Annotated in this window: 18 protein-coding genes; 14 read left to right on the forward strand and 4 right to left on the reverse strand. The window is 47.1% G+C overall.

Annotated features, from left to right (window positions below; translation table 11 throughout):
* The first annotated feature begins 28 nt into the window (after positions 1 to 28).
* From J7438_RS16655 to J7438_RS16685, 7 genes are all read left to right on the forward strand, one after another.
* Entirely contained in the window at positions 29 to 1,996 is a 1,968-nt protein-coding gene (locus J7438_RS16655) for a monovalent cation:proton antiporter family protein (RefSeq protein WP_209277440.1), read from the forward strand.
* Between the two features lie 129 nt (positions 1,997 to 2,125).
* Complete coding sequence (locus J7438_RS16660; RefSeq protein WP_209277441.1) at positions 2,126 to 3,733, forward strand: hypothetical protein; 1,608 nt, start codon at positions 2,126 to 2,128, stop codon at positions 3,731 to 3,733.
* Between the two features lie 421 nt (positions 3,734 to 4,154).
* Entirely contained in the window at positions 4,155 to 5,720 is a 1,566-nt protein-coding gene (locus tag J7438_RS16665; protein WP_209277442.1) for a hypothetical protein, read from the forward strand.
* A 44-nt stretch (positions 5,721 to 5,764) separates the two neighbouring features.
* Positions 5,765 to 5,998, forward strand: a complete 234-nt coding sequence (locus tag J7438_RS16670; RefSeq protein WP_209203577.1) for a DUF2970 domain-containing protein — start codon at positions 5,765 to 5,767, stop codon at positions 5,996 to 5,998.
* A gap of 318 nt (positions 5,999 to 6,316) precedes the next feature.
* Positions 6,317 to 7,972 (forward strand): nitrite/sulfite reductase, encoded by a 1,656-nt coding sequence (locus J7438_RS16675; RefSeq protein ID WP_209277443.1) that lies wholly within the window; start codon positions 6,317 to 6,319, stop codon positions 7,970 to 7,972.
* On the forward strand, positions 7,956 to 8,456 hold the full coding sequence (locus tag J7438_RS16680) for a DUF934 domain-containing protein (RefSeq protein ID WP_209277444.1): 501 nt from the start codon (positions 7,956 to 7,958) through the stop codon (positions 8,454 to 8,456). Before J7438_RS16675 ends, J7438_RS16680 begins: the two co-directional genes overlap by 17 nt.
* A 112-nt stretch (positions 8,457 to 8,568) precedes the next feature.
* On the forward strand, positions 8,569 to 9,744 hold the full coding sequence (locus tag J7438_RS16685; RefSeq protein ID WP_209203574.1) for a cation:proton antiporter domain-containing protein: 1,176 nt from the start codon (positions 8,569 to 8,571) through the stop codon (positions 9,742 to 9,744).
* 187 nt (positions 9,745 to 9,931) lie between these two features.
* Here J7438_RS16685 and J7438_RS16690 read toward each other — a convergent pair whose 3' ends face one another.
* Complete coding sequence (locus J7438_RS16690; RefSeq protein WP_209277445.1) at positions 9,932 to 11,146, reverse strand: OTU domain-containing protein; 1,215 nt, start codon at positions 11,144 to 11,146, stop codon at positions 9,932 to 9,934.
* Positions 11,147 to 11,264: 118 nt separating this feature from the next.
* Positions 11,265 to 12,314, reverse strand: coding sequence for a protease SohB (sohB, locus tag J7438_RS16695; protein WP_209277446.1), 1,050 nt, complete (start codon positions 12,312 to 12,314; stop codon positions 11,265 to 11,267).
* 221 nt (positions 12,315 to 12,535) lie between these two features.
* Here sohB and J7438_RS16700 point away from each other — a divergent pair, with 221 nt between their 5' ends.
* The 7 genes from J7438_RS16700 (at position 12,536) to J7438_RS16730 (ending at position 19,563) form a co-directional block, all read left to right on the forward strand.
* Positions 12,536 to 12,850, forward strand: a complete 315-nt coding sequence (locus tag J7438_RS16700) for an SCP2 sterol-binding domain-containing protein (protein ID WP_209203571.1) — start codon at positions 12,536 to 12,538, stop codon at positions 12,848 to 12,850.
* Between the two features lie 242 nt (positions 12,851 to 13,092).
* Positions 13,093 to 13,617, forward strand: a complete 525-nt coding sequence (locus J7438_RS16705; RefSeq protein ID WP_209277447.1) for a GspH/FimT family pseudopilin — start codon at positions 13,093 to 13,095, stop codon at positions 13,615 to 13,617.
* The gene (pilV, locus tag J7438_RS16710; RefSeq protein ID WP_209203570.1) at positions 13,604 to 14,155 is read left to right on the forward strand and encodes a type IV pilus modification protein PilV; all 552 of its coding nucleotides are present in this window, start codon (positions 13,604 to 13,606) and stop codon (positions 14,153 to 14,155) included. Before J7438_RS16705 ends, pilV begins: the two co-directional genes overlap by 14 nt.
* A gap of 27 nt (positions 14,156 to 14,182) precedes the next feature.
* Positions 14,183 to 15,115, forward strand: coding sequence for a PilW family protein (locus tag J7438_RS16715; RefSeq protein WP_209277448.1), 933 nt, complete (start codon positions 14,183 to 14,185; stop codon positions 15,113 to 15,115).
* Between the two features lie 45 nt (positions 15,116 to 15,160).
* Positions 15,161 to 15,679 (forward strand): hypothetical protein, encoded by a 519-nt coding sequence (locus tag J7438_RS16720; protein WP_209277449.1) that lies wholly within the window; start codon positions 15,161 to 15,163, stop codon positions 15,677 to 15,679.
* A gap of 45 nt (positions 15,680 to 15,724) precedes the next feature.
* Positions 15,725 to 19,144 carry a PilC/PilY family type IV pilus protein gene (locus J7438_RS16725; RefSeq protein WP_209277450.1) on the forward strand — a complete coding sequence of 1,140 codons (3,420 nt, stop codon included), beginning with the start codon at positions 15,725 to 15,727 and terminating at the stop codon, positions 19,142 to 19,144.
* Positions 19,145 to 19,167: 23 nt separating this feature from the next.
* A complete protein-coding gene (locus tag J7438_RS16730) occupies positions 19,168 to 19,563 on the forward strand; it encodes a type IV pilin protein (RefSeq protein ID WP_209277451.1) in 396 nt (131 codons plus the stop codon).
* Positions 19,564 to 19,723: 160 nt separating this feature from the next.
* Here the strand turns inward: J7438_RS16730 and nudC are convergent, their stop codons facing one another.
* Positions 19,724 to 20,557 (reverse strand): NAD(+) diphosphatase, encoded by an 834-nt coding sequence (gene nudC, locus J7438_RS16735; RefSeq protein WP_209277452.1) that lies wholly within the window; start codon positions 20,555 to 20,557, stop codon positions 19,724 to 19,726.
* Between the two features lie 130 nt (positions 20,558 to 20,687).
* Complete coding sequence (gene dnaQ, locus J7438_RS16740; RefSeq protein WP_209203565.1) at positions 20,688 to 21,404, reverse strand: DNA polymerase III subunit epsilon; 717 nt, start codon at positions 21,402 to 21,404, stop codon at positions 20,688 to 20,690.
* Positions 21,405 to 21,435: the final 31 nt, after the last annotated feature.

Raw genomic sequence — 21,435 nt, forward strand, 5'->3', positions numbered from 1 at the left:
GGCATTAATAAATTCAGCTGGCGATCCCATGGACTTTACATTTTTCAATCAACTCATGCTTATTCTGGCTCTGTCAGCCGTCACTATTGCCTTTTTCAAGCGATTCCAACTGCCGGAAAGCCTGGGTTATTTATTTGTAGGCATCATTCTTGGACCAACAACGTCCGGACTGATACAGCAGGACTTTGATATTGCCCTGCTGGCCGAGATCGGGGTGGTTTTCCTGCTCTTTACCTTAGGCCTGGAATTCTCCATGAAAACCATTATGGCCATGAAAAAAGAGGTATTTGGCCTGGGTGGGTTGCAGGTACTCCTGACAGGAGTCGGCATTTTTGGCATTCTGATCGCTTTTGATTTTGCCCTACTTACATCCTTTGTCTGTGCATCGGCACTGGCGCTCTCCTCCACCGCGATTGTCTCCAAGGAACTCACCCAGAGTAACGAAATACGTTCCCGCCAGGGGCAGCTGGCCATCGGTGTCCTGCTATTTCAGGATATTGCCGCCGTTGTCTTTCTGATTATGATTCCCGCCCTGATCGGTGGAGGCAGTGACTCCATTGCCTCCTCCCTCGGGTTTGCCTTTGCCGAAGGGGTTGTGTTTGTGGTGATCATGCTGGCCATTGGCAAATGGGTTCTCCCTCTTATTTTTCACGAGGTTGCCAAGGCCAGGAGTGAAGAACTGTTTGTTCTTATGGCATTGGTTATTGCCCTGATGGCCGCCTGGCTCTCTCATGCAATGGATTTATCCATGGCGCTGGGCGGTTTTGTGGCAGGCATGATGATGGGTGAGAGCCACTACAAACACCAGGTTGAAGCCGATATCAAACCCTTTCGGGATGTGCTCCTCGGGCTGTTTTTCGTATCTGTTGGCTTAATGCTGGATATGGATGTGCTGGTCACTTTCTGGAAAGAGATTCTACTGGGTACAGTAGCATTGATTGTCTTTAAGTTTCTGGTGATCTACACCCTGACCAGAACCTTTGCGGAGAGCAAAAATATCTCCCTCAGAACCAGCCTGTCCCTGGCCCAGGGTGGCGAGTTCTGTTTCGCCCTGGTTGCCCTGGCATCGCAATATGGTGAGAGTGGCGGCAACCTGACTTCCGTTGTACTTGCGATTACCATCTTATCGATGATCATTGCGCCGCTTCTGATCAGAAACAGCAATGCCATCGTTAAACTGGTCAAGTTCGATAAATCCGAACAGAGTATTCATCGGATAAAAGAAGAGGAAGTTCGCAAGCAAACTGCCCATATACACCACCATACCCTGATCTGTGGTTATGGCCGTGTCGGGCAGACCATTGCCCGCTTTTTGACCCAGGAAAACAAAGCCTATGTTGCCATTGATGATGACCCTATTCATGTACATGAAGCGGGTCTTGCCGGTGATCCGGTCTTCTTTGGTGACTGCAGGAAGTTAGAACTGCTGATGGCCGTTGGACTGGAGCGGGCAAGTCAGGTGGTTATCTGTATCGACCGCCCGGAAAATGCGCTTAAAATCCTACAGGCAGTTCGACAACAATCGCCCGAGGTTCCCGTTCTTGTTCGCACGCGGGATGACAGTCAGTCAGACGCATTGAAAAAGGCCGGGGCAACGGTGGTTATTCCAGAGGTGCTCGAGTCAAGCCTGGTTATTGTCAAGCATGCCCTGTTGATGCTGGGTATGAACCCTATCCGTGTTCGTCAAAGAGTCCATGAAGCCAGAACCAAAGGGTATGAAATCCTCAACGGCTTTTATCCGGGCATCAGTGATTATTTGCTGGAGAATGATAAGAAAACCTATCGCCATGCCGTTACCCTGGGCAAAAAATGTGCAGCAGATCAGAAAACCATCGAGTCTCTTGACTTTAAAGGCACCGACGTTTCAATTGTCGAGGTCCGTCGAGATAATATGGTGCTGCAACCACAAGTCGGAATGATTTTAAATGCCGGTGATATTGTGGTTTTGACCGGAAGCAATAGCGATATTTCTCACATTGAGAAACTTTTTCACTAATTTATTGCCTAATAATAAGCAAACACCAATTATAATCGTCAGATTATTTCAGGCTAACGGTAGCTAGCCTGAAATAGTTAACCTTAGATTGAAATGGCAAGGGAATGCCTCCCATTCAGGATGGTAGGTATGCCAAGAATAATTGTGTCTAATGACCGCTTCAAGAGTTTCCAAACCCTTCGATTTGCCGGGTTATTATCCTTGATTTTCTTATTGTGTAACGCCTCACTGGCTTGCGCATCCCATCAAAATGAAATTTACCTTTTATCGCCAGACAGTAATTCTGATTTAGAAATAGTAGCTTCAGAACAGCAGGAAATCACAATTGCAATTGATACCAAAGGTCTTGAGAAAGATCTTCAGGGGAACATTCCTGTACAAATTATTTTGGAAAATGAAAGTCTGCTATTTGAAAATGGTGAACAGCAGATATTATGGCACGACCAAATTAATGCACTGAAAAAAGAAAGTAACAAAAGAGTTAATAATGATGAGCTGGTTTATATAACACTCACACCAGACTCAAGCCATTTTGGCAAGATTATAAAAATCAGAATAAGAAAAGAGAAAGATCTTTCCAGGCTATCAGCACTGGCTGCATTCTTTCCTCAAATGATTCCTGTTATCTTCATGGATGAAGTTACATTCGGTCCAAAGCCCGTTATTTTCTACGAAGCACTGATGAGATGGAATTATAAACTATTGGGAGGTGATATTGTTAAATCGATTCGAAACCTTGTTCTGAGCCAAACGTTTGGTAACCACAAATCCCTGGCAACGCAATGTTCAGCAGATTTTATTGAAGGGTTCCTGCTTTTTGAAGCTGCCAATTATGGAGAAACTTCGGCATCTTCCAGAACCAAAAGCCAAACCATCCGGGCATATGTTATGAGCGCCCCCTTCAAGAGGCTGATGGACTGTATCTCAAACACAGTGGCATCAACACTGTTTGATATTCAGAAAAATCACATTGGTGACGAGTGGCAATATTTGCAAGGACTGAACAAAGAGTCGATCAATGGCCTGGCAAAAATCATGGTCGGATATGGCTTTAATACCTTTGCCTTTGAGGCGGGAGACTTCTTCAAGTTACTGAAGCAAACCATTGGTTTTTCTAATGCAATTGAGGATCTTTCGTTACAGAATGAACTGGACCGGTCAATCGTTAAAGCCACCCAATATACTCTTCATGCAGGGTATGAAGATCTCTTTAAGGGCCAACTCAAAGCTCATAATTTTAATGAGCACTACGCTCTGCCAATGGCCACGGGTGCCGGGGTTATTGAAATCCTGTTGAGGCTTTATGCCCAACAGGGGATGGCTGGCCGCGACCAGACTCATCAGCTTCATTCATTGACCAAGCGGGCCGAAGCAATAGGAGTATCGATTAATAAGGCCCTGGCCCTACCGGAATTATCTGAACTTCAACTACTGACACTGGGTGTCGCAATACCTGCAGTTATTTATGGTGCATTTAAATTAACCACCGGATCTGATGTCTCATCTCCGGTGTTTAAACTATTTGACGCCACTTATGAAGGAATGGTGCTTGGTGCTGCCACGCATTTATTGTCACCTGTTCTTCAGAGGTATGGTATTTGGGCAGCAAACACTGTACAAAAGCCAATTCTTCAATATATGGAGGCAGAGCCTGGAAGCTGGTCAGAATATTTTCTGGCAGATACGATTCGTTACCGTATAGATGTGGTCACTGAAAATCGGCAGTTGAAAAACTGATTTTGATAATAGATATAAATTCTTATTAACCCATTTATGGAAATACAAAGGGAATAAAAAAAATTTTTGTATCTCAATTAATTATGATAAAAAAATCTTAAATTCGTTTAAAATATTTGAAAATTCGTCTCCATAACAGAGATAACAACTTTAAACAATATTATTCCAGATTTTTCTGTGGCAAAGGAAAGCCTGTCTACTTAGGTGGTAAATAATGGCTTTTCTATTATCCTTAAAATCCAGAAAAAAACCTGAAACATTTAAATCAGATACGACTGATTATTATCCCCCACCCCTGCTGTCACTCATACCTGAGTTATTTAACTGCAAAAGCTTTTTGATATTTTTTGTCTTCTCAGTTTTCCCGGTTAATTCTTTTGCAGTTAATATTTCGAAGCTATCTCCCGGCAATAACAATTCTGTGGAAATTACAGTAAAAGACAGCACACCACTTCAACTGGAAATTGATACCGAGATATTAAAAGAACAAATTTACGGTAAAATACCCATACGACTTCAATCAGAACATAAGCATGCTTTTTTCAGTTCAGGAGACGCAGAGTCAAACAGAATGTACTGGCACGACCAGGAAACTTCTGTTGTTGAAAATGGGAAAATCCAACGAACAAATAATGATCGTTTCATTAACCTGACACTGAATACCACGGATGAAATGGTGGGTAAAAAAGTAAAAATCATACTTGAGAAGGAAGAAAACCTTTCCAGGGTAGCCGCTGTGGGTGCATTTGTTCCTCAGGTGGTCCCCATTATTGCCATGAACATGGTAACCTGGCAGCCACACTCATTCTGGCAAAACCTTTTACGATGGAATTATTTACTTCTGGGTCTTGATGTTATTCATTCAATCAGGAACCTTGTCCAGAATCAGGTGTTTACGGATACTGACTCTCTCTTTGCCCAGTGCGCTGCGGATTTTGTTGAAGGCTTTACGGCATATTCATTACTGACAAATCATGGCGAAAAGGTCACCGGCGATCCACAAAGACCAGCAGCGGCGGTAGTCAACACCGGGAAAATTGAAAAAAACGTAATTGAGACGAGCAAGATAGAAACGTTCAGACTTTTCATGAGGACAACACCCACCAATCGAATGCTTAGCTGCATGTCTTCCGTTGTTGGCAGTTCACTGAAGACGCTGCATAACGAAGGTCGTTTGCATCAGGTCTTTGGGAAATGGCCCATGCTCCATAGCCTGAATGATGAAACCATTGACGGTATCGCCATGCTGATGGTCGGGTATGGCCTCAATATGATTAACAACGTTCCCGGAGATGCACTGTCTTTAATTCGAAGAGACTTGGGCTTTGACCATTTGCCTGACCTTGCCGGTGATTTTAACAACTCGATAAAGACCAGTATTCAATACACCATTCACAATGGCTATATGAAGTACTTTAAAGGCAGGGGGTGGGATGCGACGTCAGCTTACGCCCTTGCATCAGGAGCCGGGTTGCTGGAAATCGGGTATCGTTTTTACCAGTTAAATGAAATGATACCTGCAGGTCAGGATGAACGCCTGAGCCTTTCAGGTTCAGAGGATTTAAACCTGATCGCCAATCTGCAGCACCAGATAACCTCTATTGGTGAGCGGGCGGAGGCGATAACTTCATCAGGATATCAACTGATCCCTCTGCCCGAAAACATCAGAGGCTATGTAGTACCTGTAGCAGCAGCAACCATTATCCCGATAGCAACCTATTACGCCATGAATGGGGTATTGAATTACTACACTACCGGTGGTTTGAACATTGCCTTGCAAAGAGCAGTGACATCCGCAACCAATGGCCTGGTTCTCGGTGCAATGGCTTATGTGTTACTTCCCTATGTCAAAGACCTGGGTGCCAGAGGTACCCAAATGTTGGCTGATCAACTGGTATCATGGACAGACGCTGATAAAGATAGCTGGATCGGTTACTTTGCAGCCAGAGATACCCAATACAGGATCAGGGTTATCGTCCTCAATTAGTCTTACCTGTTTGCCAACTGAAATAACAAGATCATAATATGGTCATGTTAACAGTTGATAAAGAGAGTTGGCTGATGTCAGAAAGAAAAGGGACAGGCATTAAATCAGTGGTGTTGAGTGCGCTGTCTGCTGCATTCGGTGTCCAGAAAAGGGCTAATCTGGAAAGGGATTTCCAACAGGGAAAGCCAGCGCACTACATCATCGCTGGTATCGCCGGAACCGCACTATTTGTTTTGATACTTATATCTGTGGTGTATGTCGTCACTCAAAACACCTAAGCTTTTACTGAGAACTGACCCAGTATACCGCCGTCGCAACAACCAGCATTATCAATGCAACAGCCGCAATGGCATCAATTGTACTGTCTTTCATTATTTATCTCCTTAATACTGTCAAAAGGGCACATATCGACCCAACTCATTTAAACTAGCGAAACCCTGACCAACCATCAACTTATTGCACCCCTTTGATTTATTACTTTTTAGCCTACTTTTATTAATAAATAATAGTTTTACTTATAAGTAAAAATCAGTATTCTTCCTCTGTCCCAGGTTTATGACCTGCTCCCTGGATGTGGCTAATCAGACGAACAATTCATGTATAAATACGATGATTACGACCAGCAGATAGTCGATGAGAGAGTCCTGCAGTTCAGGGACCAGACTCGTCGTTTTCTCGCTGGTGAGTTGCCAGAAGATGAATTCCTGCCTCTTCGTCTTCAGAATGGGCTTTATGTACAGCGCTTTGCCCCCATGCTACGCATTGCTATTCCCTACGGTATGGTGAGCAGTATACAGATGCGTAAACTGGCCTACATTGCCAGACGTTACGATAAAGGGTATGTCCACTTTACCACCCGACAGAACCTTCAGTTGAACTGGCCAAGGCTGGAAGAAGTCCCGGAAATTCTGGAAGAACTGGCCTCTGTCGAAATGCATGCTATTCAGACCAGCGGCAACTGTATCCGTAATACCACAACAGATCAGTTTGCTGGTGTAGCACACGATGAGATTATAGATCCCCGCCCCTGGTGTGAAATTATCCGGCAATGGTCCACTTTCCATCCGGAATTCGCTTATCTTCCCAGAAAATTCAAGATAGCGGTTTGTGGCAGTGAACAGGATCGGGCAGCAACACAGGTACATGATATCGGCATTCATGCTTTCTTAAATGAAAATAATGACGTTCGATTTAAAATCCTGGCTGGTGGTGGTCTTGGGAGAACCCCCATGGTGGGCTCCGTTATTAAACCATCCCTTGAACCAGAGCACCTCCTGAGTTATCTGGATGCAGTACTGAGAGTTTATAACCGTTATGGACGGCGGGATAACAAGTACAAGGCCCGAATTAAAATTCTGGTGAAGGCACTAACGCCAGAGGTTTTTGCCAAGAAGGTTGAAAATGAGTGGTCTCAACTGAAAGAAACCGATGCCCGGCTTCCCCAACAGGAGATTGATCGGGTTCAATCTTTTTTTACTGAGCCTGACTACGAGAAGCTGGCCAATATCGACTTGACTCACCTGGCTTTATCCGCCGAACCGGATTTTCAACTGTGGCTCAGACGAAATGTCCATCCCCATAAAAAGCCGGGGTACAGTGCTGTCACCCTGACTCTGAAGGCAACGGCTGATGCTCCGGGAGATGCCAGTGCCGAGCAACTGGAAGCTATCTCAGACCTTGCTGACCAGTTCAGCTTTGGCGAGCTCAGAGTGAGCCACGAGCAGAATCTGATTTTTGCCGATGTTCCCCAAAGCAGGCTCCATGAACTCTGGCTAACACTGAAACCACTGAACCTGGCAACACCTAACCAGGGACTGCTTACCGATATGATCTGCTGCCCGGGAGGCGACTTCTGTGCACTGGCTAATGCCCGCTCCATTCCCTTGGCAGAAAGCATTCAGCGACGGTTTGATGATATGGATTTTCTACATGATATTGGCGAGCTGGATCTGAACATTTCCGGTTGTATGAACGCCTGTGGTCATCACCATGTCGGTCATATTGGTATTCTGGGTGTTGATCGTAAAGGTGAAGAGTATTACCAGGTTCAGGTCGGTGGTGCATCCGGGCATAACGCGTCTCTGGGCAAGATCCTTGGACCCTCTTTCAAAATGGATGAAGTGCCGGACATCATCGATAAAATCCTGAAGACCTACGTCGAGCTCCGCACTCCGGAAGAGCGTTTTATCGATACCTGTCGACGGGTTGGTGTGCAGCCATTCAAGGAGAAGGTTTATGCCAAAGCTGCTTAAGGATCAGCAAATCAGTATTGATGACTTTCAGATTCTGCAACAGGATCCGGAAGAGTCCGTAGTACCTGATGGCAATGTGCTCTTTCATGTGTCGTCAATTGATCAGGCTGTTAAGGCCAATGGCCTGCATAAAGGTCAGGTTGGCATCTGGTTTGACAGTGACGACGAACCTGAAACGGTGGCTAATACCCTGAACCAGTTTGAAGTCATCGCCGTTAACTTTCCTCGTTTTATGGATGGTCGTGGCTACTCTCTGGCCCGTTTGCTTCGGGAACGCTTTGATTACCGAGGGGATATTAGAGCCATAGGCGACATTCTTGTGGACCAGCTCTATTACCTCAAGCGCTGTGGATTCAGTAGTTTCAGATTAAGGGAAGATCAGAATCCGGATTATGCCCTGGCGGCTCTGAGAACATTTAGTAAGAACTATCAAACCGCTGCCGATAAATTACCACCTGTGTATCGGTTGAGGCATCAGCTTTAACCACAGTTTGGAATCTCTTCCTTATTTGGAAGAGATTTTTCCCTTCTTCTGCACGAAAACCAAACTGTTGGTTATACTGTCCTTTCCATAAATAATCCAAGAATGAGCCTGAATGATGGAAAGCGGTTCCCTGCTCTTCTCTTTTTTTCTTATTTTCACCGGGGCAGCGATTCTCGCTACTGGAGCCTTGTTCACCCGTCAGCCTCTGCTGGTAGCCTATATAGCCCTCGGAGCCATACTGGGTCCGTTTGGACTGGAAGTGGTTAATGACACTAATCTCCTCAATGATATTGCCCATGTTGGCATCATCTTTTTGCTGTTCCTTCTCGGGCTGGATATGCAGCCAAGCCACCTTGCCCATCTGCTCAGGAAAACGGCTACCGTTGGTTTACTGAGTTCATTTCTCTTTGCCTTGACGGGCTATGGACTCGGGCTGACATTTGGTCTGCCCCAGAATGAGGCTATCATCATTGGTGCAACCATGATGTTTTCCAGCACGATCATTGGCATAAAACTTTTGCCAACCACCGTGCTGCATCACAGACATACTGGTGAAATCATGGTCAGCCTGCTGCTTCTGCAGGATTTGATGGCCATTATTGCACTTCTTCTGCTTTACAATCTGAGTCCATCACACAGCACCAACTACAACGAACTGATCATGGCATTTATCGCCCTGCCAGCCTTGATCTTCACCGCTATTATGCTGGTCAAATACCTGCTGCTGCCACTGATGGTCCGCTTTGACCGTTTTCATGAATATCTGTTTTTGATGGCCCTGGGCTGGTGTCTTGGCTTTGCGGAGTTAGCTCATAGCCTGAACCTCTCCTATGAAATTGGTGCCTTTATTGCCGGTATCAGTATTGCCACCAGTCCAATCGCCCAATATATAGCCATCAATCTTAAACCGTTACGAGATTTTTTCCTGGTGTTGTTCTTCTTTTCTATCGGGGCCAGTTTCAACCTTGACCTTCTTGGCCAGGTACTTTTCCCGGCAGCGGTTATGACCGGGGCTGTTATCCTGATCAAGCCGGTGGTTTTTGGTTTTCTGCTGCGCAAGGTCAGCGAAAATCGGTCCACAGCCTGGGAAGTCGGCTTTCGATTAGGTCAGACCAGTGAGTTTTCAATACTGATAGCGGCTTTTGCCAGCGGACAGAATCTGATTGGCGAGATTTCAGCGCATATTATCCAGGCAACAGCGATACTCTCACTGCTGGTATCTTCCTACATCGTCGTGTTCCGCTTTGAATCCCCTATTGCCCTGTCAGAACGCTTGAGAAGGGATTAACCCGGATATTTCATAAACATGCTCCCGTTCTCGCTTGTCCTTTGCCGCTCTAAGGGAGTTTTGTTCAGTCGACCGTACTCCCCGGTACGGCGCTCCCTCACAAAATCCCTTAGAGCGACAAAGCCCTGCGCGAGATTCGGGGCAGTTTATGAAATATCCGGGTTAAGACGGATATGGAGCAGAATAATTAATTCTGCCCCAACTGCCGCCCCATAAAGTGGGGGCCATCATGCACCAGGAGAATTTTTCTGCGGGGAACCAGGTTACTGTCATAAGTTTCAGGCAAATCCATGGATTGACCATTTTCATCGACAGCAATAGTCACCTTGTTATCAATACCTATGACGATGACCGGCATTCCGGCAACCTGTGCCAGGAAAAAAGTATCTATATGGTCGGAAAAACATCCCGGGACTGATATTTCGTCAAGTCCATTAGCTATGGTGGTACCGCCAGCTACATAACCAACATCACCTTGTAATCGTGCATAGGCTCGTGCCTCGATGGGGGAAAAATTGATGTTGCCATCTGGATAGCACTGTTGCCATTCTCTTGCAAAACGAGCAACCTGTTGACGAAGATCTGTTGCATCTCTGGCTATTTCCGGGCATTGGTGAGCCGCTGAATCGTACAGGCAATTACCGTCTCGACTACTTCGATAAATAGTTTCCCCATGCTGCCTCAACAAAGAATCCACACCCGTTTCCTGCATCTGTATAAATTCATCTGAATCCACTATTTTGTAAGCTGGTGGCGGCTCAAAAGGGTCTGCTACAACGGATGCCGGAAATGGTGTGTAGGCCGGGGGAGGCTCGGCAGGAAGGGGATTAGATGTAACTGAAGACAAATGCGCGGCCGCAGTCCCTGCTGAAGCAGGAGGCTCAGCAAAGGGAGAGTATGGAGGTGGTGCCGACGGCACATAAGAAGCGGCATATGGCAACCCTGGCGGGTCTTCACAGGGAGCAGTGGATGGCAGCGGTGGCGATGGTGGAACATATGAAGCAGTGGATGACAGCGGTGGCGATGATGGAACATATGAAGCAGTGGATGGAGATGGCTGAATGGAAACTTCAGCACTACCTGTATCCGCTGAGATGGGCTCTGGCGAGTGTATATCAGGTGGTGTCGTTGAACTGTTCCCACCACCATGGTGGTAAAAATACCCAATGATACAGACGCCAAGCACTGCAGTTACGGCACCAGCAGCAATAATCGCAGCCAAGGGGCTGGCAAAAAAAGAAACAGCCAGGCCCACAAGCCCTCCTAAAGCTAACAGGGCCACCCCAGCAACCGCCCGAACGGTTCTGGATTGCGTCCAATGCTCAGTCTTACCGACATTATTGTTATTATGGGACTGATTACGATGGTAACCAGTCGCTACTGATACTTCAACAGGGTTCATTATTATTGTCCATCTGAATAACTGATAGAACATTTGACTGCTATTTAGATCTATAGTTCAAAAGTTAATCAGCACAGATAAAAACAAAAATTACGAATACCTGAAGAACCAGGCACTGCTAAGAAAAGAAGCGACTGGTGTTAAACCGTCCCCACCACTTCATTAAGGTGTTATCCAGGGCTGACTCAGCCGCCATCCCCAGTTTGTCGGCAACGCCTTTTTTCATCACATACTCAACCTGTACCAGATCGACCTCATCGACCCTCCGGTAGATATACTCATCACTGGTGCTGATCTCATCAATAAGGTTGAGCGTCAGTGCTTTTTGGCCATACCAGATTTCACCGGTTGAAACCTGATCAATATCAACAACTTTCCGCTCAGTCTTGACAAAATCCTTGAATAACAGGTGTGTATCCTCCATATCCTGGATAAATTTCTGCCGTCCTTTTTCGGTATTTTGCCCAAGAACTGTCAAAGTGCGCTTGAACTCACCGGCAGTGTGTAACTCAATATCCACATCATGCTTTTTCAAAAGACGGTGAACATTGGGCAACTGCGCCATTACGCCAATAGAGCCCAGTACTGCAAAAGGTGCCGCAACAATATGATTGGCAACACAGGCCATCATATAGCCACCACTGGCAGCCACTTTATCGACGGTGACCGTCAACTTAATCCCTTTATCGCGGATTCGCTTCAGCTGGGATGCAGCCAAACCGTAGGAATGGACCAGGCCACCACCACTTTCCAGCCGGATCACCACTTCGTCCCGCTCTTTATCTGCCAGAGAAAGAACCGCCGTAATCTCTTCCCTCAGCGATTTGACCGCTGAGGCTTTAATATCGCCATGAAAATCCAGTATGAAGACTCTTGGTTTTCCCTCTTCCTCACACTCTTTATTCTTTTTGGCTTTTTTTTCCAGCTTTGCCTTTTCCTTCTGCTCTTTGGCTTCTTTTTTCAGCTCAGCCTTATCCAGCAAGGCATGTTTCAAATCTGCCTGAAGGTGCTCGTAGTGTTCATTAAGGCGAGTAATCTCAAGGTGTCCCTTATGCATTTTCCTGGCTTTCTGGCCAATTGCTGTCACCAGAGCCACTAAAACCACCACACCGCCAATCAGGGTGACTGTTTTGGCCAGAAACAAAATAAAGTCTGCCAGATACTCCAAAGGAGCCTCCTTAAAAGGTTTGCGAGTTGCAATATCAAAATGGCCTCTATGATAACTGATTTATCTTTGCCGTGGACTATAAAAATAATGAGAGTAGAAAGTTGTTACCTGCAAGGATTCATACAAGCGTTTGAATTTCATTGACACATTCGGCTAATACTCATAAGATTCGGCTTGTCTAACCAGAAATGCTGAATGTTAAGAAGAAGGATAAAGAGACTATGAGCACTCCTGCAGAAATCGTTGAGTCCATGAAGAGCCGCTTCAATACAGATGCAGCCGCAGGCGTCGAAGAGGTTTTCCAGTTTAATATTGAAGATGCTGATGACTACCACCTGATCATTAATGATGGAAGCCTGGATATCGTTTCTGGCACCCATGACGACCCAAGCGTAACACTGATTATGGACAGCGAAACCCTGGCCGGTGTGATGTCCGGAGAAATTGATGGCATGCAGGCGTTTATGATGGGTAAGTTGCGTGCTGAAGGCAATATGATGTTAGCCACCAAGCTTGGTGCCTATTTCCCTAACTAACAGACGACAGTTTGTTAACTGTTTGTGAAAAAGTTGTCCCCTGATAGATCATTCTAATAAGTCAGCCCTGGATAGTTTCAGGGCTGGCTTTTTTTATCCTGAAAGCTCTCTCATATCGGGATATTCATTGCCATTTATCTGCAAATAGCCACCGCTTATCTCGAATGACGTGAGAACTGAGACCAGAAAAGATATACAAACCCTGACTTTTAATAACAATAGAAACAGCATCGCTAATAAAGATGGATGAAGAGATAAGAGAGCCCACAGCGGAAAATTCCGATGGCTTTACTTTGGTTGAATTGATCATCACCCTTGCCGTGCTGGGTATTTTGTCGGCTATTGCCTACCCTTCCCTGACCGAGAGTATTGCCAATAACCGGGTCCGCAGCCACGCCGAAGAGATACAGAGCATCCTGGCATTTGCCCGCTCAGAAGCGATCACCCGTGGTACTGATGTTATTATCTCACCGGATAATGGCTGGGCAGGCAACAATGGCACGGTAACCGCCAATGGTGTCACCATACTGCAACTCCCCCCACTTTCCGGTACCGCGATCAATTCGGTTGCCGCACAGTTCAGTTTTGATGCACGGGGGCTTTTCACCGGTGCCGATGTTTCTATCAATGATGCCGGGGCTTCTCATACTGCAACATTGAGTATTGATGGTGGTGGCGCTACATCACTATTGATAACCGGAAAGGTTCAGGAACAGCTTGAGGCAGATACTGGTAATGGGCAGGAAATAAGTGATGAACAGAAATAACGGCTTTACCATGATTGAAGTGCTGGTGGCCATGATCATCATATCAGTGGGATTGTTAGGCATTGCCGGTCTGGTGGTTGAGTCCCGAAAGAACATTGTTGAAGTACAACAACGGTCCATTGCCTTACAACTGGCTGAGGATCTGTTAGCCCGTATTAATGCCAATAATTCCGGGCTGGCCAGCTACAACGGCGATATTGCTGCCGCGCCAGCTCAGCCGGTAATCCGTTGCGACGGGATGAATTCCAACTGTTCACCCGCGCAAACAGCTGCCTTTGATCTTTGGCAATGGGGGGCAGCTCTCTTTGGTAATGAGGTGCAAACTGCTGCAAACACAGGCGCGGGTGGACTCATTTCACCGAGGGCATGCATCAACATCAATAATACCGACGTGACCCTGACGATTGTCTGGCGAGGCAAATTTACCCGCCCCGATACCAGGGCAGCGGTTGCCTGTGGAGACGCAGATGCAGGCTATCGATCCACAGTAGATAATGATCTTCGCAGGGTCATGGTAATACAAACGACCATCGGTTAGATGCAGTACATGGATGTGAGGAAAGTCATGATAAAAAACTCGCGGGCCATCGGCAGTTATAAAAGACAACGAGGGTTTACCCTGGTTGAACTGATGGTCGCCGTGACCCTTTCGCTATTTCTGCTGGCTGGTGTGGCCGTTCTCTATCTCAACACCTTTACCGCCCAGCGTGACAGCAGTGCCATGATTACTCTCAATGATAATGCCCGCACAGCTCTGGCCATCATCTCCCGCGACCTTCGCTCGGCAGGGTATATCAATGGCTTGCCGCCAGAGAGCATTAATCAAAATGGTCTGGCGGTTACCGATGATTGCACTGGCATTGCTGCGGCCCTGACCCCTTCCCCTGCATTTATGGCCGGACGGGCCAGTAACGATATTTTCGGCTGCGCTGCCGGACAGCTCGGAGACTATACCGCCGATGATGGCCTGCCTTCTGACTGGCTGCTGTTCCGGGGGGCAATTGGCGAAGTGGTGACCAATCCAGCGGCAGACACTAACTACCTGGTCGCCAATACTCAGGAAGGCCACCTTTTCCGTTCTGCCAATGCCCCGTTAATTTCCGCTGACCAGGAGATTCGGGAATATCAGTTCAGCCTGTTTTATCTTCGGGATAATCAGCTGAGGCTAACCCGTCTTGTCAATGACGCCCTGGTTGAAACCACACTGGCCAACAATATCGAAGCCATGCGCGTATTCCTGGGCATTGATGATAATGGCGATGGTCAGGTAAACCGCTATCAGGGAACACCAGCCAACACTAATAACTGGACAGAGCAACAATGGAATGACGTACAAAGCATCAAACTTTACCTGTTGGCCACTACCGATCAAATCAATGGCTTTGAAGATTTTCGCACCTACCAGATGGGCGACATTACTGTTCAGCCCAATGGCGATAACCGCAATCGTCGTTTAGCCAGTACCACCATCTTTCTCTATAACCAGGCCTATCGGTGACCGGGGATGACACAGTTCAAAACAAAACAGCGCGGCATGATTCTGATGGTTTCCCTTTTATTTCTAATGATGCTGACCACTATTGCTGTCACACTGGTTAACCAGTCCAGCCGGTCACCGCGCATGATCGCCAATGCGGAAATAAAGCTGATTACGTTCAACCAGGCACAGGCAACGCTCAACCAGATTGCGGTTATGGGCATGGACAGTTTTGACCGGGGCATCTGTGGGGCGGACCAGGCTCCCTATAACCCATACGACCCTGACAATACAATGGACCAGGCACAGCAAGTGGCACATACCTGTGGTGCCAACAATACAGCGCCCAGCCCAAGTATTCACTATCAGGCTTCCAGCCAGACGTTACCCCGCAGCGAGAATGCCAGTGGTGTTGGTAAGTACAGCGTTGAGTTTTACCAGATTCAAACGGACAGTGCACTGTCAGGCATAGCCACCTCTCTGACCATGAACACCTATAAAGTGATGTTGGGTGAACAGGGAGGGTCGGCGACCGGGGACCGGAATGTCAATGTCGGCAGTACAGTGGCAACGGCAAGCCCATAGAAGCAGTTAGGGACCGTATCAGGAAGTTCTGGTTTCAGCATAAACATGAATAAAAAATGTGGTCGTATAATGTGGCATAAAGTGGTTTTACAAGGCATTAAATCTGCGGTAGTGATCGCTGTACTTTTACAGTTTGTTGCCCATGCTGACGATACGGAACTGTTTACTGGTGCCAATATTAACAATAATGCCAGACCCCAGGTGATGATCTTGCTGGATACATCTGGAAGTATGAACAATAATGCCCCATCCATTCCCAAACGCCCCTACAACCCATCAATAACCTATGGTGGCGACCGATCGCCCAATAACAGCTACACCATTTACTGGAATTACGCGTTATTAGTTGATGGTAGCCCATGTACGCCAGTTTATTTTTTCGGATCAGTTGTTGGTGCAACCTGCCCTGGTAATTACCTTAACTGGTATAATCAGGCTGAATTCCAACCTCCCGGAACCCGGATTAACCTGGCAGTTAATGCAATTACTGATCTTATCAATAATAACCCCGGAGTTGACTTTGGCCTTGCTGCTTTTCTGAATGGCAATAGTCGCGGTCTGGGGGGCTATATCAGACACCGAATAAGTCCGGATAGCAGCAAAATTCTAAACGACCTGAATTCTATTAACCCGGAAGGTGGAACGCCTCTTTGTGGTGCCTACTACGAAGTGCTTAACTTTTTTATGGGTCGGGAATTATATCGGGCACAACTGACCAATAGCCGCGATACCAGTGTCGAACAAATCCCTGGGAGCCAATACAAATCCACCAGTGATTATGGTGATGTTCCTGTGGTTAAACCCTGTCAAAACCTGTACGTCATCTATGTAACCGATGGGGAGCCGAGTAATGAATCTACCGTAAATACGACAGTCAAGTCTGATACCCGGCTGCTGATCGATGGGCTGACACCCATTACCAGCTGCGACAATTATGCTGATAACAACAATGGAACAAGTGAAAATTGTCTGCCAAAGCTTGCCGAATATCTTGCTAACCCAGGCCCTGGCGGACTTGATGGTGACATTGACACCGGCAATCAGAAAGCATTTACCTATACCATCGGTTTTGCCACCGACCAGCCACTGTTATACGACACCGCGAATAAAGGAAACGGTGTCTGCTATACAACCGTTGGCAGCAATACAGACTCTGAGACCGGATGTGTGGTAGTAAACGATATCGCTTCAGCGTTCCAGGGTGCCCTGGGGGAAATTCTCCAGCAAACCAGTACCTTCGTTTCTCCAGCAGTTGCCGTCAATACATTCAAGCGAACAGAGTCGCTGGACAATGCTTACTATGCCATGTTCCTCCCGACCGACTCCGCTCGATGGAAAGGCAATCTGAAAAAATTGAAAATCTATAAGGATGGCTCCAGTCCTTCCTGCACAGAGTTGAAAGATCACGTGCCAGGCACCGTGATTGATCGGCGATGTGATGCGGCACTGGATGATGGCAGCAACCGGATCGCTGATGGCCGCAGTTCGTATTGGGGGACCATTGATGATGGCAGTGATGTGGCCAGTGGGGGATTAGGGGCAACCCTTCTAAACTCAAGGGGGACGTTTTATACCAATTTGGTTAATGCTCAAAATCAGGAGTCAATTGGCTCACTGGATAATATTGATACGAGCCGTTTTAATCTTGACGGTAATGAGAGCTTCACCGCTACAGATCTGATTAACTGGATCAAAGGACTGGACAGCAATGGCAATACGCTGGACTGGGTTCTGGGCGATATTCTGCATTCAAGACCAGTAACTCTGAATTATGGTGATACTGATGGCGACGGCACCGAGTACAGTGAAAATAAACCCGATATACGACTGGCTTTTGGCACCAACTATGGCGTCCTGCATTTTATTGAGGATCAGGGGAGTAACGTGGTTGAGAACTGGTCATTCTTTGCCGGAGAAACCGCTGATAACGTCGCAAAGCTTTATGAAAACCGTGATGATGTAGGCCACCCCTACGGGCTTGATGGCCAGATAAGCGTCATTCGCCTTGATCAAAACAGGGACGGTAATATCAAACATACCGATGGTGATAAAATGGTTCTCTATTTCGGCATGCGTCGGGGTGGCAGCAGTTACTATGCCATTGACGTTTCCAATCCGGATGCCCCCCCTACCCTGCTTTGGCGGATTGACCATACCACACCAGGATTTACCGAGCTTGGCCAGAGTTGGTCAACACCAGCCCCTATCATTTTGCCAGGCTATCGGGATGTCGTAACAACCACCGAAGCCGGGGTCACAACCAGCTCAATATATTATAAATACGCACTTGCTTTCGGTGCCGGTTATGACTCAACCAATGATGATGATCGCCAAGGTGAAGATTTTATCGATGCAGCGGGTGACTCTCATAAAGTCAGGAAATATTCACAAAATGGCCGGGGCCTGTTCTTCGTTGACGCTTCGTCAGGGTCATTAATCCAATCATTTACTGCCCCTGACGCCATTGATACAGCAAACCCGATACAGTACGAAAGCAGTGATCTGAAATGGAGTGTGGTGGCATCCCCCGCACCCATGGACAGTAATGGTGACGGCCTTACAGACCGGGTCTACTTTGCAGACACCGGTGGCAATGTTTTCAGAATCGATATCGGTAAGGCTTATCCTGATGCCAATGCTCCCGATGTTGAAACTGCCCTGTGGTCCATGATCAAGCTTGCAGAGCTTGGGGCAGATGAGACAGATATACGTCCATCTCCGGATATTATCGACGATCGTCGTTTTATGTACCAACCGGAGCTGGTGAGAACTACTTACCGGGGACGTGCATATGATGCGGTAGTACTGGGCAGTGGTAACCGGGCCAACCCCATGGCCACTTCAAATACTGACCGTTACTACGTTATCCGTGATACCAATATTTTCTATAACCACTTTGGCAGTTGTAATGACTGCACAACACCACCCAACGTTATTTCCCATAGCGACTTGTACGATGCCAGCAGCAACCATATCCAGCAGGGTACTGATCAGCAAACCGCTGATGGCCTATCAGTACTGGACAGTAGTAAAGGCTGGTATATCAACCTTGCCGCTTCGGGGGAAAAGACAACCACCACCGGCGATGTTTACAGCGGACAGTTGCTTTATAGCACCTATGCACCCTCCTCTGCCCCGGGGGCCAACATCTGCACACCCAGTATCGGTTCCAGCCGCTTTTATGTGGTGGACCTTCACACTGCTTCGGCGATTCGGGACGTAAACAATGATAATGATAAAGAGATAAATGACCGGTTTTCCTTATTTTCCGTTGTAGGGATGCCCGGTGATGCCACTATTGTCTCCCTTGGTAAAGACAGTCTCTCCCTCGGTAAAGACAATGGCTCCCTCGATAAAGACAGAGTCCCCCTCGGTAAAGACGGGAACCTGATCGATTTGAATACCGGATACAGCGGTGCTGTCAATGAAGTCGGTATGCATCGCAGTGGCTGGATAGAACAATAGCAATACATCAGGAATAAAATAACATGGAAAAAGCCTCAGGCTTTACGCTTATCGAGCTAATTATCGCCGTTGTTATTGTTGGCATACTGGCCTCTATTGCTGTGCCAAGTTACCAAAACGCTATCCAGAATGGTCGGCGTGCAGAAGGACAGACAGCATTGCTGGATATTGCTGGAAGACAGGAGCAGTTTTTCCTTGATAACCATCAATACACCGCTGATTTAAGGAATCTTGGCTTGGGAGCCAATCCATTTATATCAGACGATGGCTGGTATTCAATCAGTGCTGCCTGTGGAGCCGCCGGGGATGATTTCGTCTGTACCGACGGTTTTGAGTTGACTGCAACACCACAGGGAGGTCAGGTACCTGATGGCAACCTGGTCCTCGACTCTTTAGGTAACAGGTCCGGCAATTGGTAAGGCTAAACAAATCGGAATTGGTCTGAAAACCCACTCTTGTTAGGCAAAGATCCCCGATATTCTCGGTGATCTTTCTGAGGTTTATGCTTTCCTTATGATTAACTTTGTCATAGGTATTTCAGGTTTTTGTTAAAAAACCAATAAACATGATTGGATAATATCAATTAAACAAATCCACCAGCTTTCTGGCTATAGTAAATCCCGGTGGCAGCTCTGGCGGATTATCCCGATGAAACCAGCCGCCAAAGCTGAGTTCTTTTTCTTCGAGGACAAGCTCACCACTTTTGTATTCCCCATGAAACCCCATCATCAATGAATGGGGAAAAGGCCAGCTCTGACTGAAACAGTAATGGAGTTTGCCCAGCGTGAGGCCTGTTTCCTCAAGTACCTCACGATGCACAGCCTCTTCAGCACTCTCCCCGGGCTCTACAAAACCTGCCACCAGCGTATGCATGGTTGAATTTTTGCCATGGCGATGATGTCGGACCAGCAGCATTTCCTCCCCCCGTGTCACCAGAACAATGACACAGGGAGAAATCCTTGGATAGGCATGGTGCCCACATTGGGTGCAAGCCATTGCCCACTCTCCGACTTTTTCCTGCATCTGATGACCACAACAGCCACAAAAGGCATGTTCCCTGCGTGAAGTCAGGATCTGCAGGCCATGGCTAAGGAAACTGTAAACCGTTGAGTCTGACCCAGACAGTAAGGCCCTGATGCTTATAGTACCTGTTTCAACAGTGAGACTTGAGAGTGCAACAATCCCTGCTGCCTTGCCATGAAGATAGCCGGTGACTATCGCCTGATGTTTGATTGCCAGCTGAAACTTATCGAGACTGGACCAGAGGAAGTTTTCTCCGATGCTTTCTTCATTCAAAACAACCTGCCCCTCAAACAGTACCAGCCAGCAATGGCCACTCAGTTCAGGTTGCACGCCTTGCAAAGGTGAATAGTTCACATCCATCACATCGGTAAGATCATGATCCAGTGGCAAAGCAAACTCCTTGATTCCTTTCCATACCCTGAAAGACTGTGTCAATCACCCTTCGTCATGCATCCTGAGCAGATAAAGGACGCTCAGGGTGAACGGAGATTAAACACATTAAACTCATTAAAATTATGAACTAATCATTAGCAAGCCACAGGCAGTTGCCCGACTGTTTTTGAATCTGTTCCAGCTTGTTCTGATGGTTTTGCAACTCAGTATCACTGACAGAGATGACTCTCAGTGCTGGCCTGCCAGCAGCCAGTCGCCGGATAGTACTACCGCCCTCTTCCGAATCACCAGCGCCATCATCACTGCTTACCAGGGAAAGAGCCGTCTGCCCGCCGGTCATGGCAAGGTAGACTTCCGCCAGAATCTCAGAGTCCAACAACGCGCCATGCAGGGTTCTCGAAGAGTTATCAATAAAGTAGCGCTTACATAAAGCATCCAGGTTATTTTTCTGTCCCGGATGCTTTTTCCTGGCAAGGGCCAGGGTATCAAGCACACCACAACAACCTTCTACATTGGGAAACCCTCGACGTAACAGGGAAAACTCGTGGTTGATAAAACCAACATCAAACGCTGCGTTATGAATAACCAGCTCGGCTCCGCGAATAAACTCGAGAAATTCATCAGCAATGGCACTGAAAACCGGCTTATCGGCCAGAAATTCATTGGTAATGCCGTGGACTTCGATGGCTTCCTGCTCTACCACACGCTGCGGGTTGATATAAACGTGGTAATGGTTACCGGTGAGCTTCCGGTCAATCATCTCCACGCAGCCTATTTCAATAACTCTGTGCCCTTGTTTAGGGTCAATACCGGTGGTTTCTGTATCAAGAATGATCTGTCGCATAGTTAACGGTTCTCAAATATTGGCCAGGAGG

Source organism: Thalassotalea sp. G20_0 (assembly GCF_017744175.1).
GTDB lineage: Bacteria > Pseudomonadota > Gammaproteobacteria > Pseudomonadales > Endozoicomonadaceae > Endozoicomonas.

Excerpts from the sequence above, each read along its gene's own strand:
- J7438_RS16680 (WP_209277444.1), top strand. The coding sequence starts at position 7,956 with ATGCCAAAGCTGCTTAAGGATCAGCAAATCAGTATTGATGACTTTCAG.
- J7438_RS16715 (WP_209277448.1), top strand. The coding sequence starts at position 14,183 with ATGATAAAAAACTCGCGGGCCATCGGCAGTTATAAAAGACAACGAGGG.
- J7438_RS16675 (WP_209277443.1), top strand. The coding sequence starts at position 6,317 with ATGTATAAATACGATGATTACGACCAGCAGATAGTCGATGAGAGAGTC.
- J7438_RS16660 (WP_209277441.1), top strand. The coding sequence starts at position 2,126 with ATGCCAAGAATAATTGTGTCTAATGACCGCTTCAAGAGTTTCCAAACC.
- J7438_RS16670 (WP_209203577.1), top strand. The coding sequence starts at position 5,765 with ATGTTAACAGTTGATAAAGAGAGTTGGCTGATGTCAGAAAGAAAAGGG.
- J7438_RS16700 (WP_209203571.1), top strand. The coding sequence starts at position 12,536 with ATGAGCACTCCTGCAGAAATCGTTGAGTCCATGAAGAGCCGCTTCAAT.
- J7438_RS16685 (WP_209203574.1), top strand. The coding sequence starts at position 8,569 with ATGATGGAAAGCGGTTCCCTGCTCTTCTCTTTTTTTCTTATTTTCACC.
- J7438_RS16655 (WP_209277440.1), top strand. The coding sequence starts at position 29 with ATGGACTTTACATTTTTCAATCAACTCATGCTTATTCTGGCTCTGTCA.
- J7438_RS16705 (WP_209277447.1), top strand. The coding sequence starts at position 13,093 with ATGGATGAAGAGATAAGAGAGCCCACAGCGGAAAATTCCGATGGCTTT.
- J7438_RS16690 (WP_209277445.1), bottom strand. The coding sequence starts at position 11,146 with ATGAACCCTGTTGAAGTATCAGTAGCGACTGGTTACCATCGTAATCAG.
- pilV (WP_209203570.1), top strand. The coding sequence starts at position 13,604 with ATGAACAGAAATAACGGCTTTACCATGATTGAAGTGCTGGTGGCCATG.
- J7438_RS16730 (WP_209277451.1), top strand. The coding sequence starts at position 19,168 with ATGGAAAAAGCCTCAGGCTTTACGCTTATCGAGCTAATTATCGCCGTT.
- dnaQ (WP_209203565.1), bottom strand. The coding sequence starts at position 21,404 with ATGCGACAGATCATTCTTGATACAGAAACCACCGGTATTGACCCTAAA.
- J7438_RS16720 (WP_209277449.1), top strand. The coding sequence starts at position 15,161 with ATGGTTTCCCTTTTATTTCTAATGATGCTGACCACTATTGCTGTCACA.
- J7438_RS16725 (WP_209277450.1), top strand. The coding sequence starts at position 15,725 with ATGAATAAAAAATGTGGTCGTATAATGTGGCATAAAGTGGTTTTACAA.